General features: G+C 63.2%; 15 protein-coding genes. 11 read left to right on the top strand and 4 right to left on the bottom strand.

From position 1 onward, the window contains the following. Positions 1-305 precede the first annotated feature (305 nt). The 6 genes from IHE39_RS02285 to IHE39_RS02260 all read left to right on the top strand — a co-directional run bounded on the left by IHE39_RS02285 (position 306) and on the right by IHE39_RS02260 (position 7,975). Positions 306-1,418 (top strand): pyridoxal phosphate-dependent aminotransferase, encoded by a 1,113-nt coding sequence (locus IHE39_RS02285; RefSeq protein ID WP_192565376.1) that lies wholly within the window; start codon positions 306-308, stop codon positions 1,416-1,418. 195 nt (positions 1,419-1,613) lie between these two features. Then, the gene (locus IHE39_RS02280) at positions 1,614-2,858 is read left to right on the top strand and encodes a CAP domain-containing protein (protein ID WP_192565375.1); all 1,245 of its coding nucleotides are present in this window, start codon (positions 1,614-1,616) and stop codon (positions 2,856-2,858) included. An 84-nt stretch (positions 2,859-2,942) separates the two neighbouring features. Further along, positions 2,943-4,682 (top strand): type I secretion system permease/ATPase, encoded by a 1,740-nt coding sequence (locus IHE39_RS02275; RefSeq protein WP_192565374.1) that lies wholly within the window; start codon positions 2,943-2,945, stop codon positions 4,680-4,682. Between the two features lie 2 nt (positions 4,683-4,684). Continuing rightward, positions 4,685-6,109 (top strand): HlyD family type I secretion periplasmic adaptor subunit, encoded by a 1,425-nt coding sequence (locus IHE39_RS02270; RefSeq protein ID WP_192565373.1) that lies wholly within the window; start codon positions 4,685-4,687, stop codon positions 6,107-6,109. Positions 6,110-6,204: 95 nt separating this feature from the next. After that, positions 6,205-6,849, top strand: coding sequence for a TetR/AcrR family transcriptional regulator (locus IHE39_RS02265; RefSeq protein WP_192565372.1), 645 nt, complete (start codon positions 6,205-6,207; stop codon positions 6,847-6,849). Continuing rightward, positions 6,815-7,975: an isovaleryl-CoA dehydrogenase gene (locus IHE39_RS02260; protein ID WP_192565371.1), complete on the top strand. Its 1,161-nt coding sequence runs from the start codon at positions 6,815-6,817 to the stop codon at positions 7,973-7,975. Before IHE39_RS02265 ends, IHE39_RS02260 begins: the two co-directional genes overlap by 35 nt. Before the next feature lie 41 nt (positions 7,976-8,016). Here IHE39_RS02260 and IHE39_RS02255 read toward each other — a convergent pair whose 3' ends face one another. Beyond that, positions 8,017-8,331 carry a hypothetical protein gene (locus tag IHE39_RS02255; RefSeq protein WP_184769272.1) on the bottom strand — a complete coding sequence of 105 codons (315 nt, stop codon included), beginning with the start codon at positions 8,329-8,331 and terminating at the stop codon, positions 8,017-8,019. Positions 8,332-8,453: 122 nt separating this feature from the next. Between IHE39_RS02255 and IHE39_RS02250 the strand changes: the two genes are divergently transcribed. The 5 genes from IHE39_RS02250 to IHE39_RS02230 all read left to right on the top strand — a co-directional run bounded on the left by IHE39_RS02250 (position 8,454) and on the right by IHE39_RS02230 (position 13,591). Further along, complete coding sequence (locus tag IHE39_RS02250) at positions 8,454-8,792, top strand: AbrB/MazE/SpoVT family DNA-binding domain-containing protein (protein ID WP_184769273.1); 339 nt, start codon at positions 8,454-8,456, stop codon at positions 8,790-8,792. Positions 8,793-8,794: 2 nt separating this feature from the next. Further along, positions 8,795-9,166 (top strand): type II toxin-antitoxin system VapC family toxin, encoded by a 372-nt coding sequence (locus IHE39_RS02245; RefSeq protein ID WP_343070050.1) that lies wholly within the window; start codon positions 8,795-8,797, stop codon positions 9,164-9,166. A 118-nt stretch (positions 9,167-9,284) separates the two neighbouring features. Next, a complete protein-coding gene (locus tag IHE39_RS02240; protein WP_192565370.1) occupies positions 9,285-10,892 on the top strand; it encodes a carboxyl transferase domain-containing protein in 1,608 nt (535 codons plus the stop codon). Positions 10,893-10,906: 14 nt separating this feature from the next. After that, positions 10,907-12,862, top strand: a complete 1,956-nt coding sequence (locus IHE39_RS02235; protein WP_192565369.1) for an acetyl/propionyl/methylcrotonyl-CoA carboxylase subunit alpha — start codon at positions 10,907-10,909, stop codon at positions 12,860-12,862. Positions 12,863-12,970: 108 nt separating this feature from the next. Continuing rightward, positions 12,971-13,591 (top strand): YitT family protein, encoded by a 621-nt coding sequence (locus IHE39_RS02230; RefSeq protein WP_184769276.1) that lies wholly within the window; start codon positions 12,971-12,973, stop codon positions 13,589-13,591. 52 nt (positions 13,592-13,643) lie between these two features. Here the strand turns inward: IHE39_RS02230 and IHE39_RS02225 are convergent, their stop codons facing one another. The 3 genes from IHE39_RS02225 to IHE39_RS02215 form a co-directional block, all read right to left on the bottom strand. Next, positions 13,644-14,306 carry a peroxiredoxin gene (locus IHE39_RS02225; RefSeq protein ID WP_184769277.1) on the bottom strand — a complete coding sequence of 221 codons (663 nt, stop codon included), beginning with the start codon at positions 14,304-14,306 and terminating at the stop codon, positions 13,644-13,646. Positions 14,307-14,456: 150 nt separating this feature from the next. Beyond that, the gene (locus tag IHE39_RS02220; protein WP_192565368.1) at positions 14,457-15,575 is read right to left on the bottom strand and encodes an ABC transporter substrate-binding protein; all 1,119 of its coding nucleotides are present in this window, start codon (positions 15,573-15,575) and stop codon (positions 14,457-14,459) included. Positions 15,576-15,742: 167 nt separating this feature from the next. Next, positions 15,743-16,828, bottom strand: coding sequence for a DUF1353 domain-containing protein (locus IHE39_RS02215; protein ID WP_184769279.1), 1,086 nt, complete (start codon positions 16,826-16,828; stop codon positions 15,743-15,745). Between the last annotated feature and the right edge of the window lie 10 nt (positions 16,829-16,838).

The following is a 16,838-nucleotide window of genomic DNA, read 5'->3' as shown; positions in this document are numbered from 1 at the left end:
GCCGTGGGTTGGCCTTGCCTTTCAACAAGGTTGGCCATCACAAACCGCATGCAAGCGCTGCCGGTTTTGTCGTATAGGCGAAGTTCTACAGCGCCGCGCGTCCAATTGGACGCGCAAAGGACGCTGTAGCACTTTGAAACGGTGCATGATCCTTTCCGAAATCGATTCCGATTTTCGGGGTCATGCACCAGAGATTTTTGAAACGGTGCATGAGCCTTTCCGAAAATCGATTCCGATTTTCGGGGTCATGCACCAGAGATTTCCGCACCTGGTTCGGGGCGGATGACGCCATCGAGTATGCTGCCATGATCAACCGCCCTGCCCTCACGCCCGTCATCAACGCCCTGCCTGTTACCGTGCCGTTTGTCGGGCCGGAGGCACAGGAGCGCGATCGCGGCACGCCGTTTCGCGCCCGAATCGGTGCCAATGAGAGCGGTTTTGGACCTTCTCCGCGCGTGATCGCACGGATGGCCGAGGCCGCGGCCGAGATGTGGAAATACTGCGATCCGGATAATTACGATCTCAAGGTCGCACTGGCGCGCCATCTCGGGCTCGGCGTCGACAATGTCGTTGTCGGCGAAGGCATCGACGGCCTGCTCAACCTCGTCGTGCGCATGTATGCGACCGAGAGTACGCCTGTCGTGACTTCGCTCGGCGCCTACCCGACCTTCAATTTCCATGTCGCCAGCGTCGGTGCCCGGCTGGTGCCGGTTGCGTTCCGCAACGACAAGGAAGATCTTCAAGGCCTGCTCGACGCGGTGAAGCGCGAGAATGCGCCTATCGTCTATCTGTCCAATCCCGACAATCCGATGGGCAGTTGGTGGGAGGCGGACGATGTGCTGCGTTTCATCGAAGCGTTGCCCGAAACGACGATGCTGGTGCTGGACGAAGCCTATGGCGAGACCGCACCCGCCTCGGCGCTGCCGCCGGTCGACATCTCCAGGCCGAATGTCGTGCGCATGCGCACCTTCTCCAAGGCGTATGGGCTTGCCGGCATCCGTTGCGGCTATGCCTTTGGCGACGCCGAGGTGATCGCGAGTTTCGAGAAGGTGCGCAATCACTACGGCGTCAGCCGCATGGCACAGATCGCAGGTGAAGAAGCGCTCGCCGACCAGGCCTATCTCGCTGACGTCGTCGCCAAGGTCGACGCCGGACGCAAGCGAATCGCCAGGATCGCTGGGGACAACGGGCTGAAGCCGCTGCCTTCGGCGACAAACTTCGTCACCATCGACTGCGGCGGCGACGCTGCGTTTGCGCTGGCGGTGATGCGCAACATGCTCGAGCGTGACGTGTTCATCCGCAAACCGATGGCGCCGGTACTCGACCGCTGCATCCGGGTGAGCGTCGGCCTCGACCACGAACTCGACATCTTCGCCGAGGAGCTTCCGAAGGCAATCGCTGCGGCCCGCGACTGCTGATCGCAACAGGCATTTTCAACCGTCGGTAGGCGGCAGAATCGCTACAGTGTATGCCTGCGCGAAGATATATGCGTATATCCTAATTTATTCATTTCCACGCCGCATCATCAACACAGTTCCTGCCTAGGCCGGATGTCGGGCGGACGGGGACACAGGGGGTTCAACACCAGTCAAGAACCAAATCGGGGATACCCAATGCCGCAACACAGTGCCAACGAGCAGTATCTGCTCGAGCTCATCAACGCGGAGCGCGCCAAGACCGGCGCCCAGCCTCTGGCATTCGACAACGACCTGAGTGAAGCCGCCGAAAACCACGACAAGTGGATGCTCTCGGCGGATGTCTTCTCACACACAGGTTCCGGCGGCACGTCGCCGACAACACGCATGAAGGCGGCCGGCTATACGCTCAGCGGCTCCTGGGCAACCGGCGAAAACATCGCCTGGGCGACCACCCGCGCGCCGACAGGCTATGTCGATGAAGTGAAGCTGCTTCACACCAACCTGATGAATTCCTCGGGTCACCGGGCCAACATCCTCAACCCGAACTTCCGCGAAGTCGGGCTTGGATTCGAGGTCGGCGACTACAAGGGCCGCTCATCAGCCTTCGTCACCGAAGATTTCGCCAAGACAGGTTCCGACCTGTTCCTGACCGGCGTCACCTTCGACGACAAGGACGGCGACCGCTTCTACGACCCGGGCGAAGGTCTTGGCGCGATCACGGTGACGGCCAAGAACGCCGCCGGCCAGACTTTCAAGACCACGACGTCAGCGGCGGGCGGCTACGACCTGGTGCTGAAGCCTGGCACCTACACGGTCACCTTCTCGGGCGCCAACATCGCGACGTCGACTCAGACGGCGACGATCGGCACCAAGAACGTCAAGAAGGACCTGATCGATCCGGTGATGAAGTCGGGCACGCTCGCAGCAACGGCTTCGGCTGATGATGCAGGCGCGGCCGCGCCGACGACGCCGACCAAGGTGGTCGACGTTGCCGACAGCACCGATACCGGCGGCGCTACGACCGGCGGCAACAATGCGGGCGCAAACCCAGCAAACAACTGGCTCGCCGACTTCTTCAAGAAGATGGACCACTTCGGCCAGGACCAGGGTACGCGCGGCGACCAGGGTACGCGCGGCGTACGCGAGGTGGCCGGCTCCACTGAGACTTCTGCCAAGAAGTCGGTGACGCTCGACGGCGACCACTTCAGCTTCAGCTCGAAGGTGGCAGCACATGTGAATGCCGATCACGTCAACGACATCGTCGATGGCAGGCATGTGCAGCAGGCCATCGACCACGTTGTCGCGACGCTGCAGGCCCATCTGCCGGCGGATGGTCACGCGGTGGCAGATGCAGGCGACGCAGCCCAGGCAGCGGTCGCCAAGATCCTGGCGCAGATGGCGGCCCATTCGGGCCATCAGAACGCCGACGTCGTCGCCTGATTTTCTGGCGACGCCAAAAAGGCGGGCTTTGTTTCGGCGAGGCCCGCCGCATTGCAGTCAATCAATTGACCGCCATCGAGGGGAATGACCCTGTCTCAACCGTCCACTGACCTGAACCGCACGTCAGAGCTTTTCAAGGCGCTGCATTCGTTCAAGGGCGCCTTCGTCGCCGTTGCCGGCTTCAGCGGCCTGATCAATGTCCTGATGCTGTCCGGCTCGCTGTTCATGCTGCAGGTCTATGACCGCGTGCTGCCGAGCCGCAGCGTGCCGACACTTGTGGCGCTGATCATCCTGGTGGCGGTGCTCTACGCATTCCAGGGCGTGCTGGAAGCGGTGCGGGCACGGGTGCTGACGCGGATCGGTGCCGGTATCGACGAAACCATAAGCAACCGGGTCTTCAGCTGCATCGTGCGCCTGCCGCTGCGCACCCGCGACCGCGGCGAAGGCCTGCAGGCGCTGCGCGACCTCGACCAGGTCAGCGGTTTTCTCTCAGGCCCCGGCCCCGCCGCGCTGTTCGACCTGCCCTGGATGCCGCTTTATGTCGGCATCTGTTTTCTCTTTCACCCATGGATTGGCGTCGCGGCGCTTGTCGGCGCGGTGCTGCTTGTTGTGCTGACCGTGCTGACTGACCGGCTGGTGCGGGGGCCGACCAAGGCGATGTCGGCTTTCAGCACGAGACGAAGCGCCATTGCGCAGTCGAGCGCCCGCAATGCCGAGGTGCTGGCCGCGATGGGCATGAGCGAGCGGCTGGCGACGCGCTGGAACAAGGCCAACAGCGATTTTCGCGAGGCGCAGGAGCGCGCCAGCGACCTGACCAGTGGTTTTGGCGCGGTGTCGCGCATCCTGCGCATGATGCTGCAGTCGATGGTGCTGGCGCTCGGCGCCTACCTTGTCATCTACCAGCAGGCGACGCCCGGCATCATCATTGCCAGCTCGATCCTGACCTCGCGCGCGCTGGCGCCGATCGAACTCGCCATTGCCCATTGGAAGGGCTTCCTCAATGCCCGCCAGAGCTGGCGCCGCCTGGACGATCTGTTCGCTGCCATGCCCGCCGAAGAAGCCGGCATGGAGCTTCCGCCACCGACCGCCGAACTGGCGGTGGAAGGTGTCAGTGTCGTTGCGCCCGGTGGCCGGCGGCTGGTGGTGCAGGACGCCGAATTCTCGCTCCAGGCTGGTTCCGGCATGGGCGTTATCGGCCCCAGTGGTTCGGGAAAATCGTCACTTGCGCGCGCGCTTGTCGGTGTATGGCCGCTGACGCGTGGCAAGATCAGGCTTGACGGCGCAGCGCTCGAGCAATGGCCGGCGCAGTCCCTCGGCCGCCACGTCGGCTACCTGCCGCAGGATGTCGAGCTGTTCGCCGGAACCGTCGGCCAGAACATCTCGCGCTTTGAGGACGAAGTGCTGTCGGAGACGATCATCGCGGCGGCGAAGGCGGCCGGCGTGCACGACATGATCCTGCGCCTGCCTGAAGGCTATCAGACCGAGATCGGCGAAAGCGGCGCCGCCCTTTCAGCCGGGCAGCGTCAGCGCGTGGCGCTGGCGCGGGCGCTCTACCGCGATCCGTTCCTCGTCGTTCTCGACGAACCCAATTCCAACCTCGACGCAGCCGGCGACCAGGCACTGACGCAAGCCATCGAGCGCATCAAGGCGCGCGGCGGCATCGTTATCGTGGTGGCGCACCGGCCGAGCGCGCTTGCGGCACTGGACCATCTGCTGGTCCTTGGCGGCGGCAGGCAGCAGGCCTTTGGCTTGAAGAGCGACATCGCGCGGCAGGCGCTGCAACCGGTGCCAGTGCCGCTGCATGCGGTGGGGACGGCAGGCTGACCATGACACTTGTGACGACCCCTTCTGCTGCACACCTCAAGACCGCGCGGGATCTTGCGGCTTCCGTGAAGAGCCGGGCACTTGCGCTGCTCGACAAAGGCGCCAAGCCTATCGAAGGCGCATCGCCGCAACAGCTGAGGCTGCGCCATGCCATCAGGCGCAACGTGCGGCTGGGCGGCGTTGCCGCGCTGGCACTGGTCGGCGGGCTTGGCCTGTGGGCAGGGATGAGCAGCCTGTCGGGTGCAGTGGTCGCTGCAGGTCACCTGGTCGTCGATTCCAACGTCAAGGCAGTGCAGCATCCGCAAGGCGGTGTGGTCGGGGCGCTGAACGTGCACAATGGCAGCGTCGTTTCGGCAGGCGAAGTGCTGGTCAGGCTGGATGACACCGTCGCCAAGGCCAATCTCGCCATCGTCGACAATGGCCTGGACGAGCTGACTGCGCGACGCGCACGGCTGACGGCCGAGCGCGACGGCGCCGACACGGTCGTCTATCCCGCGGAATTGACGACGCGTGCGTCCGATCCTGAAATCGCCCAGCTGATCGAAGGCGAAAACAAGGTGTTTTCGCTCAGGCGGCAGGCACGTGACGGCCAGGTATCGCAGTTGCGCGAGCGCATTGCCCAGTTCGGCCAGGAAATCTCCGGGATCGAGGCCCAGCAGAAGAGCAAAAAGCAGGAGATCGCCCTGATCAAGGTCGAACTCGATGGCATGGAAGTGTTGTGGAAGAAGAAGCTCGTGCCCCTCTCCCGCCTGGCGGACCGCCAGCGCGCGCAGGCGCAGCTCGACGGCGAGGACGGCCAGTTGACAGCATCTGCTGCGCAGACGCGCGGCCGGATCAGCGAGACGGAACTGGCGATCATCCAGATCGACCAGGATATGCGCAGCCAGGTGGCGAGCGAACTGCGCGAGATCGACGCCAAGGCAGGCGAGCTCAGGGAACGGCAGGTCGCCGCCGAGCAGTCGCTGAGGCAGATCGACATCCGCGCGCCGCAATCGGGCCGCGTCCACCAGATGGCCATTCACACCGTCGGCGGCGTCGTCGCCCCCGGCGAAGCGATCATGCAGATCGTGCCGACGGCGGACGCCCTGGTGGTCGAGGCCCGAATTGCGCCGCAGGACATCGACCAGGTCCGCATCGGCCAGCCGGCAACGCTCAGGCTCTCGGCGTTCAACCAGCAGACCACGCCCGAGGTAGAAGGCACTGTCGACCGTATTTCACCCGACATGATCGAGGATCCGAAGGCCGGCATCGCCTATTATGGCGTGCGCATCACCCTGTCGGCCAAGAGCCTGGAACAGGCGGGCAAGCCGGACCTCAAGCCAGGCATGCCAGCCGAGGTGTTCCTCAAGACCACCGACCGTACGGTGCTTTCCTATCTGTTCAAGCCGCTGACCGACCAGGCCAGCCGCGCCTTCCGCAGCGACTGAGCCACACCAGGTCAGTCCACAGTGAGCTGACGGTCGCCTCTTGAATTAATGAAACGTTCGTTTTATTAATTCAACCATTCGAGAGGAATGACTGAATGGCGCGAACTGCGGGTTCGGACGGAGGCAGGACGGAGGCGGCGATACGCGAGGCGGCCGTGCAGCTGATCGCGCGCCATGGCTATGAAGCCGTGACGATGCGCCAATTGGCGGCGGAAGTCGGCGTCCAGGCCGCTGCGCTGTACCGCTATTTCCCGACCAAGGAAGACTTGCTCCATTCGCTGATGCGCGAGCACATGGAAGAGCTGGCCGCGACCTGGGAAGGTGCCCGCCCCGACAATGACGATCCGGTGGCGCGGCTGACCAGCTTTGTCGCCAACCACATCCGTTTCCACGTCGAACGCCGCCACGCTACCCATGTCTCGAACATGGAACTGCGCAGCCTTTCGCGCGATAATCTGACCAGCATCCTCAAGCTCCGCACGGCCTACGAAAAGGAGCTCAGGACAATCCTGCGCGACGGTGCTGACGCGGGCTTGCTTGATATCGACGACACCGGACTGACCGCAATGGCGATCATCCAGATGATCACGGGCGTCATCGTGTGGTTTCGTCCCGATGAGAGACTGTCGGTCGACGAAGTGACCGCGACCTACCTTGCCATGACGATGCGCCTGACCGGCGCCAAGACCAATGCGGAGGACCGCCATGTACGACAAGACGCTGAACTTCGGGCTCGGTGAGGACATAGACAGCCTGCGCGAGATGGTGCGGCGCTTCGCCCAGGAGCGCATTGCGCCGATCGCCGCCGACATCGACCGCTCGAACGAATTCCCCGCGCATCTGTGGCAGGAGCTCGGCGCGCTCGGCCTGCTCGGCATCACCGCCGAAGGCGAGTATGGCGGCTCGGAAATGGGCTACATTGCCCATGTCGTCGCCGTCGAGGAAATCTCCCGCGCCTCGGCCTCCGTCGGCCTGTCCTATGGCGCGCATTCGAACTTGTGCGTCAACCAGATCAAGCGCTGGGGCACGCCGGATCAGAAGGCGAAATACCTGCCCAAGCTGTGTTCGGGCGAAAATGTCGGCGCGCTCGCCATGTCGGAAAGCGGCTCGGGTTCTGACGTCGTCTCGCTCAGGCTCCGCGCCGAGAAGCGCAACGATGTCTATGTGCTCAATGGCTCTAAGATGTGGATCACCAACGGCCCTGACGCCGACACGCTGGTGGTCTATGCCAAGACCGATCCCGAGCGGAAATCGCGCGGCATCACCGCCTTCATCATCGAAAAGACGATGAAGGGTTTTTCGGTGGCGCAGAAGCTCGACAAGCTCGGCATGCGCGGATCAAACACCGGCGAACTGGTGTTCGAGAACGTCGAGGTGCCGTTCGAAAACGTGCTGCATGAGGAAGGCCGTGGCGTCGAAGTGCTGATGTCGGGCCTCGACTACGAGCGCGTGGTCCTGGCCGGCGGGCCGATCGGCATCATGGCGGCGTGCATGGACGTGGCCGTGCCCTACGTGCACGACCGCAAGCAGTTCGGCCAGCCGATCGGCGAGTTCCAGCTCGTGCAAGGCAAGCTTGCCGACATGTATTCGACGATGAATGCCGCACGCGCCTATGTCTATGCGGTGGCCGCCGCCTGCGACCGCGGCCAGACGACGCGCAAGGACGCAGCCGGCTGCGTTTTGTTCGCAGCGGAAAAGGCCACGCAGATGGCGCTCGATGCGCTGCAGCTGCTTGGCGGCAACGGCTACATCAACGACTATCCTACCGGACGGCTGCTGCGCGACGCCAAACTCTATGAGATCGGCGCCGGCACCAGCGAGATCAGGCGCTGGCTGATCGGCCGCGAGATCATGGCGGAAGGCTGATGACGGCTCCGGCCCGGTCACTGGCCCGGTCACTGGCCCGATCACTGGAAAGCCCTTCGCAGATCGTCGGTCGGCTTCGACACGATCTGATGGGCATCGCGCCAGATGACCTCGCGTTGGCCGGCAGTCTTGATGCTCCGAACCGGCAGGCCGCCTTCGCCGATCAGCCAGGCGCAGTAGCGCGCACGGCTGATGGCCTCGGCGGCGTCCGGGGCGAACCAGCAGATGCCCCAGATCGAGTTACGCCGTTTGAAGTGGCGGCTGATCCTGTCGGGTACCGGCAAATGCGCATCGAACCAGTCGAACTGCTCACGCAGTTCGGCCAGGATCCAGTCCGGGCAGCTGGGCAGACTCACGCATTCCGTGGCGTTATCAAGCCAAAACAATCAGGGGTTTCGCAACGCCCTAGGCTGCAGTTTGCCGCAAACAGCCGTTCATGGCATGATCTCGCTTTCTGCCACAGATCGAGGTTCATGCCATGACTGAGCCAGAGACACCCAAGGGCTTCGCCGAGGAGCCGCAGAAGCCATACAGCTCCAGGATCAGGGACGAATTGCTGCGCAAGCCGCCGAAGCTCGAGCGCCTGCGCGTCGGCGACGGCGGCCGCGTCGTCATCCCCGCTGCCATGCGTGAGGAAATGGGCATCAAGCCCGGTGACGATCTCGTCGCTCACGTCGAGAACGGAGAACTCAGGCTGATCTCGCACCAGATGGCCCTAACCCAGGTGCAGGAGGAGATGGCCAAGTACAAGAAGCCGGGCGAGAGCGTTGTTGACGAGTTCCTGGCCGAGCGCCGCGCGATGTGGGGTGAAGAGTGATCGTGCTCGACGCTTCGGCGGTCTTGGCTGCCATGCTGCAAGAGCCTGGAGCCGACCGGGTGCATGCACTCGTCGACAAGAGCGTGATTTGCGCGGTCAATGTCACGGAGGTCATTTCGAAGCTCATCGACAAGGGCTACGACGAAGTTGCCGTGCGGCAGCAGTACGAGAACATGCATCTTGAAGTGGTGTCGTTCGACCATCACCTTGCGCTGGTCGCCGGGCACCTTCGTGCGTCGACGCGCCACAAAGGCCTGTCGCTGGGCGACCGCGCCTGCCTGGCGCTGGCGATACTGACCGAACGAACCGCTGTTACCGCCGACAGGAAATGGGCCGACCTCGACGTCGGCTGCAATATAGAGGTCATACGTTAGAGCCAGACGATGCTGGACTTCGCCGAAAATACGAGGCTAGTGCGTTAGATTCGCCACCCACCATGACTGCTTCGCGCCCTGGGCGCGGCAGCGCATGGGTATCACTCCAAGAGGAAAAATGCCGACGCTTCATTCCCAACTCTCCCCCTCCTCCGAAAGCTTCAAGGCCAATGCCGCGCGCCTGCGAACGCTGGTGGCTGACATCAGCGACAAGGCAGTGACGGTGGAGCGTGGCGGTTCGGAGGATGCGCGCAAGCGGCACACCTCGCGCGGCAAGCTCCTGCCGCGCGAAAGGCTGGCGCAACTGCTCGACGCCGGCTCGCCTTTCCTCGAGATCGGCCAGTTCGCCGCCTTCGGCCTCTATGGCGGCGACATCGCTTCGGCGGGTTTGATCGCCGGCATCGGCCGGGTCGAAGGCACCGAGGTGATGGTGGTGGTCAACGATGCCACGGTGAAGGGCGGCACCTATTATCCGCTGACGGTGAAGAAGCACCTCAGGGCGCAGGAGATCGCGCTGCAGAACAATCTGCCCTGCATCTATCTCGTCGATTCCGGTGGTGCCAACCTGCCCAACCAGGACGAGGTCTTTCCCGACCGCGATCATTTCGGCCGCATCTTCTTCAACCAGGCCAACATGTCGGCGGCGGGCATTCCGCAGATCGCCTGCGTCATGGGTTCGTGCACGGCTGGCGGCGCCTATGTGCCGGCGATGTCGGACGAAACCGTCATGGTCCGCAACCAGGCGACCATCTTTCTCGCCGGCCCGCCACTGGTGAAGGCGGCGACAGGCGAGGATGTGAGTGCTGAGGAACTGGGCGGTGCTGACCTGCACACGCGGGTGTCGGGCGTGGCCGATCACTATGCCGTCGACGACGAACACGCTTTGGCGATTGTCCGGCGCATCGTCAAAAACCTGAATCGGAAGAAAGACATCGGGCTGGTCCTGAAGAAATCGATTCCGCCTGTTCATGCGCCGGAAGAGGTTTATGGCGTGATCCCCGCCGACCTGCGCCAGCCCTATGATGTGCGCGAAGTTATCGCGCGCGTTGTCGACGCCTCCGAGTTCGACGAGTTCAAGCAAAACTACGGCACGACGCTTGTCACCGGCTTTGCCCATGTCCACGGCATGCCGGTCGGCATCATCGCCAACAATGGCGTGCTGTTTTCCGAGAGCGCATTGAAGGGCGCGCATTTCATCGAGCTGTGCTGCCAACGCAAGATCCCGCTGGTGTTCCTGCAGAACATCACCGGCTTCATGGTGGGGGCCAAATATGAGGCAGGAGGCATCGCCAAGGACGGCGCCAAGCTGGTGACGGCGGTAGCGACCGCACAGGTGCCGAAGGTGACGATCATCATCGGCGGTTCGTTCGGTGCCGGCAACTACGGCATGTGCGGCCGCGCCTACTCGCCACGCTTCCTCTGGATGTGGCCCAACGCCCGCATCTCGGTAATGGGCGGCGAACAGGCGGCCACCGTGCTCGCCATGGTCAAGCGCGAGGGCATCGAGCGCAAGGGCGGCACCTGGAGCAAGGAAGAAGAGGCCGAGTTCCGCGCGCCGATCCTCGAGAAATACGAGCGCGAGGGGCACCCGCTCTACTCGTCGGCCAGGCTGTGGGACGACGGCATCATCGACCCGGCGAAGACGCGCGAGGTGCTGGCGCTCAGCCTGTCGGCTGCGCTCAACGCGCCGATATCAGATACCAAATTCGGCGTGTTCAGGATGTGATGGGGGATCAAGCAATGTTCTCAAAAATCCTCATCGCCAATCGCGGCGAAATCGCCTGCCGCGTCATCCGCACCGCCCGCAAGATGGGTGTGAAGACGGTTGCGGTCTATTCGGACGCCGATGCGCGCGCGCTGCATGTCGCCATGGCCGACGAGGCCGTGCATATTGGCGGCTCGCCGGTGTCCGAGAGCTATCTGCGCGGCGACGTCATCATTGCGGCAGCCAAAGCGACGGGCGCCGATGCGATCCATCCGGGCTACGGCTTCCTGTCGGAAAACCCAGGCTTCGTCGATCAGGTGACGCAGGCGGGCCTCGTCTTCATCGGCCCGTCGGCGGATTCGATCCGCGCCATGGGGCTCAAGGACGCGGCCAAGAGGCTGATGGAAAAGGCCGGCGTTCCGGTGGTTCCAGGCTATCATGGCGAAGCGCAGGAGATCGTCATCCTCGCCAGCAAGGCGCGCGAGATCGGTTACCCCGTGCTGATCAAGGCGCGGGCCGGCGGCGGCGGCAAGGGTATGCGCCGCGTCGACCACCCTGACGATTTCGCCGATGCGCTGTCCGGCGCGCGGCGCGAGGCCAAGGCCGCCTTCGGCGACGACCGGGTGCTGGTCGAAAAATATGTCGACAAGCCGCGCCACATCGAAGTGCAGGTGTTCGGCGACAATTTTGGCAATGCTGTGCACCTGTTCGAGCGCGACTGCTCGGCGCAGCGCCGCCACCAGAAGGTGATCGAGGAAGCTCCTGCCCCCGGCATGACGGCAGAATTGCGCGCGGCGATGACCGACGCCGCGGTGAAGGCGGCCAAGGCGATCAAATATTCCGGCGCTGGCACCATCGAATTCATCGTCGACGCCTCGGATGGGCTGAAGCCGGATCGATTCTGGTTCATGGAAATGAACACGCGATTGCAGGTCGAGCATCCGGTGACCGAGATGATATCGGGCGTCGATCTGGTCGAATGGCAGCTTCGGGTCGCTTCGGGCGAGCAGGTTCCGCTGGCGCAGGAAGACATTACGCTTTCCGGCCATGCCTTCGAGGCAAGGCTTTATGCCGAGGACCCGGCCAAGGGCTTTTTGCCGGCGATCGGCACGCTGCATCATCTCAGCTTCCCTAGCGAAGCCGCTCCGGGCACCGAAATCCGGGTTGAAACCGGCGTGCGCCAGGGCGATGCGATCTCGCCGTTCTACGATCCGATGATCGCCAAGGTGGTGACCCATGGACCGGATCGTGCCACCGCGCTCGACGCGCTGGCCGACGCCGTCACCCGCACCGAAGTGGCGGGGTCGACGACCAATGCGGCGTTCCTGGCAGCACTCGCCCGTGACCCTGACTTTGCATCAGGCGATGTCGACACCGGCCTGATCGGGCGCAAGCAGGATGAACTGACTGCTGCACCGCCGCCGAGCAGCCGGGCCATCGCGCTTGCCGCGCTGGCGGCCACAGGGGCAACAGCACCGGTTGCCTCGGATGATCCGTGGTCTAGCCTCGCCGGCTACGCCCATTTCAATGCGCTGGCCCGGCGGGCAACGCTGTCGTTTGGCGGCGCCGATATCGTCGCCCACATAACGGCGCGGCCGGACGGGCGTTTCGACGTCAGGCCGGAAGGCGGCGAGGCTTTCGTGCTTGCAGCGGGTGCGAGCGATGCCGGTGCGACCGTCGCGGCGTGGCCCGGCCATGTCACGGTGTTCGAAAACGGCCGCTCGTTCGACTTCGCCATCAGCGATCCGTTCGCCCGCGCCGCCGAGATCGGCGAAGGCACGTCGAGCATGCGCGCGCCGATGCCGGGCCTGGTCAAGCTGGTGCGCGCCGCCAAGGGCGACAAGGTGACCAAGGGCCAGCCACTTTTGGTGCTCGAAGCGATGAAGATGGAACACACCATTACCGCCACCCATGACGGGGTGATCAGCGAGATCGCCATTGAGGGCTCGCAGGTCACCGACGGAACGGTGCTGGTGCGCTTCGAGGACTGACGCACGACCATTGCGATTTGCGCATGCCAGCCCAGCCCGAAAATCTGTATCGATTTTCGGGCTGGTACCGTATTGCTGCAATGCAGCAAACATCGACAGGCGAGCGCAGTGACCAACATCAGCAACAGGGATGCCCTACCGCATCGTCAGTACGAGGACCTACTGGCCCTGCTCACCGGTACGATGCTGGTGGCGCTCGGATTGGTGCTCTACACCAGTGCTGGGCTGATCACCGGCAGTTCGGCCGGACTGGCGCTGCTTGTCCAGTACGCCACCGGCTATGGCTTCGGCGTCGTCTTCTTCGTCATCAACCTGCCCTTCTACTATCTCGCTGTGAAGCGTCTGGGCTGGCCGTTCGCGTTGCGCACCTTCGTTGCGGTGGCGCTGATTTCGGTTCTGTCGCAGCTGACGCCCGACTGGATCGGCATCGAGCATCTGAACCCGTTCTACGCGGCGATTGCCGGCGGCGGACTGATGGGTATGGGGCTGCTGGTGCTGTTCCGCCACCGCGCCGGCCTTGGCGGCTTCAACATCCTGGCGCTGTACCTGCAGGACAATTACGGCATCCGCGCCGGCTATTTTCAGCTGGCTGTCGACCTGGTCATTCTGGTCGTATCGCTGTTTTACATCGAGCTCGACAAGGTCGCGCTGTCGGTCCTGGGTGCCGCCGTGCTCAACCTGATCATCGCGATCAACCACCGCCCCGGCCGCTATGTCGGCATGAGCTGAAACGAAAAAGCCGCGCCAATGGCGCGGCCTTTTCGCATGCGCTTCCGATCGATCAGCCGGCAGTCGGCTGCTTGGTCTTGCGCAGATAGGGCAGCACGCGCTCGAACGAACCGAAGCGCTTGATCGCATCCTCGTCCGAGACAGCGGCGGTGACGATGACGTCGTCGCCCTGCTTCCACTGCACCGGCGTTGCCACCTGGTACTTGGCGGTCAGCTGGATCGAATCCAGCGCGCGCAGGATCTCATCGAAGTTGCGGCCGGTCGACATCGGGTAGGTCAGCGTCAGCTTGACCTTCTTGTCGGGGCCGATGACGAACACTGAACGCACGGTGGCGTTGTCGGCGGGCGTGCGCCCTTCCGAGCTGTCGCCGGCGGTGGCCGGCAGCATGTCATAGAGCTTGGCGACGGCCAGCGTCGGATCGCCGATCATCGGATAGTCGACCTTGTTGCCCGACAGCGTTTCGATGTCGGCCTTCCATTTGTGGTGGTTTTCGACCGGATCGACCGAAATGCCGATCATCTTGGCATTGCGCTTGGCAAAATCCGCCTTCAGCCCGGCCATGTAGCCGAGTTCGGTGGTGCAGACCGGGGTGAAGTCCTTGGGGTGCGAAAACAGGACGGCATAGCCGTCGCCGATCCAGTCATGGAAGTTGATCGGGCCTTCCGTGGTGTCGGCCTTGAAATCCGGGGCGGTGTCATTGATGCGAAGGCTCATGGTCGCTTCCTCCTGAATGCGAAGCCCACGGCTGGCGCCGGCCAGAACGGCCTGATTTTGGCGTCCGTGTGCGAAAATCTCATTTTGCGCCAAGCTTGTGAAAACGACAATGGCCGGGACATGCCCGGCCATTGAACGCATCGATGAGGCTTACTGCTTGATCGGCGCGTATTTGCCGTCATGCCACTGGTTGATGTCGTAGCTGGCGTTCTTGAGGTCGCCCTTCTCGTCGAAGACGACGTCGCCAACGACGGTGCTGATCGGCTCGCCGTCCTTGAGCGCCTCGGCGACCTTCATCGGATCATCGGTGCCGGCGCGCTCGATGCCCTGCGCGAAAGCCTGGACGGTGGCGTAGGAGAACAGCGTGAAGCCTTCCGGCACGAAACCGCCGGCCTTGATCTTCTCGACCGCTTCCTTGGCCTCGGGCTTGGCCTGCGGATCGGACGGGAATACGAACATCGTTCCTTCGCCGGCCGGACCGGCGATCTGCCAGAACTCAGGCGAGGCGATCGAGTCGGGCATGATCAGCTGGTACTTGAAGTTCTGCTCCGCCGACTGGCGCAAGATGAGGCCGGCTTCGGGGTGATAGCCGCCGAAATAGACAACGTCGGCCTTCAGTTCCTTGAGCTTGGTGACAAGTGCCGAATAGTCCTTTTCGCCGGCATTGATGCCTTCGTAGAGCAGTTCAGTCAGGCCACCGGCATTCATCGTCGCCTTGACGGCGTCGGCCACGCCCTGGCCGTAGGCGCTCTTGTCGTGCAGCACGACGACGTTCTTGCCCTTGTATTTCTCGGCGATCCAGGGGCCGATGAAGGCGCCTTGGGCGTCGTCACGCGTGTAAAGCCGCATGATCGTCGGCCAGCCCTTCTTGGCGGCATCGTCTGTCAGCACCGGGTTCGAGGATGCGGGCGACATCATCAGCACGCCGGCTTCCGCATAGACGGCGGACGCCGGAATGCTCGAGCCCGAGCAGGCATGGCCGTCGATGAACTTGATGCCATTGGCAACGATGCGGTTGGCAACCGAAACCGCCTGCTTGGGATCGCAGACGTCGTCTTCGATCGACAGCTTGAGCTGGCGTCCCATGACGCCGCCCTTTTCATTGATCGCCTTGACGGCGGCTTCGGCACCCTGCTTGAACTGGTCGCCGATGTTGGCGAGCTGGCCGGTCATCGGGCCCGCAACGGCAATGCCGATGTCCTGCGCATAGGCAGCGCCGGCGCTGAGCGACAGCGCGAGCAACGCGCCGATAGAACTTTTCAAGTGCATGTGTTCCTCCCCTTGAGCACGCTTGGCATGCCGGATTCGCGTTCTACGTGCAACGCGCCGGAAACCTTTCACCAGAGCTGCGACTTGTCTTGGCGCATCGGCGTCAGGATATTGTGCCTGTGCCGCCTGACACAATCACCTGGTGCGGAGAATGGTTACGTCGAGCGTCAGCCACCTTGCGGCATGAGCACATTAGGCGAGGTCAGCCAGTTCTGATAGCTTCGGTCGGCTTCGATGATCTTGTTCCATTCGGCACGCTCGGCCACAGACTTGGTGGCGGCCCACTCAATGCCCGTGCCCTTGAGACCGTTGATCTGGGACGCCTCGACCAGGTAGCTATCCGGTAGCATCTTCGGCAGCTTCGCCTGGGCAATGCCGATATTGCCGAGTTCGACAGCGCTCCAGCCGCCTCCCGTCTTGACCAGCCCGCCCTCTGCCTTGACGCTGGCCACGACCTGCTGGGAACTGCCTTCGATCGGCACCAGCAATCCAAAGTCGGTGAAATTGGCGCGTCCTTCCGTCGGGCTGTAGCCAGCGAAAGTCGTTGCCCCGTCCACCATGGCCTTGAGCTGTTCGACGCCTTCGAAGGTGGCCGGGATTTCGCCGGTTGCCGTCAGATCGATAACCTTGCCATCCGTATCCTGCAGGGTCTTGGCGACCGCCATCAGCTTGCTGACCAGGAACGTCTCGCGTTGGTTCTGCGCCCGCGCGGCGGATTTGATGAAGATATCGAACTTGCGGGACGGAGAAGAGATCCTGGGTTCGGGCGCGGCGGCCGGGCTTGCCTCGCTGCTGGCTGGCGGCGCGAACAGGGAGCCGATCTCATCGAAGCAGTTGGTGCCGTCGTTTGCCAGGGATTGCTGTGTCAGAGTCCAATCGGGACCACCGATCCTGACGGCTGAATACATCAGCATAGCCTGCCAGGGTGGCGTGCCATTGGCCAGCATCGCGTAGTAGAAATTGCGGTGCGTGTCGTGCGCTGTCCGCGTCTGCACGCAACAGAAATAGTCATGGACGATCGACCCCGGAAAGTATGGCCCGTCATAATTGTCGCCGACGATGAGCTCGAACAGCCAGGGAATGGAAGCACCATCCGTGTAGCTTCCCGCCGGCACGCTCCAGACAAGGCCGTTGGGATCCTTGAAATTCAGCGCCTTGATGATCCTGAATGGCTTGGGCGAGGCATCGGTCCGATTTTCCAATGCGATGGGAAGATCGGCGAATTCGCCATAATAGTCCTGAGCCCACGACATATCGGCTGCA

The organism is Aminobacter carboxidus (assembly GCF_014863355.1).
Classification (GTDB): Bacteria; Pseudomonadota; Alphaproteobacteria; order Rhizobiales; family Rhizobiaceae; genus Aminobacter; species Aminobacter carboxidus.
This window is presented reverse-complemented; position numbering and strand designations above follow the sequence as displayed.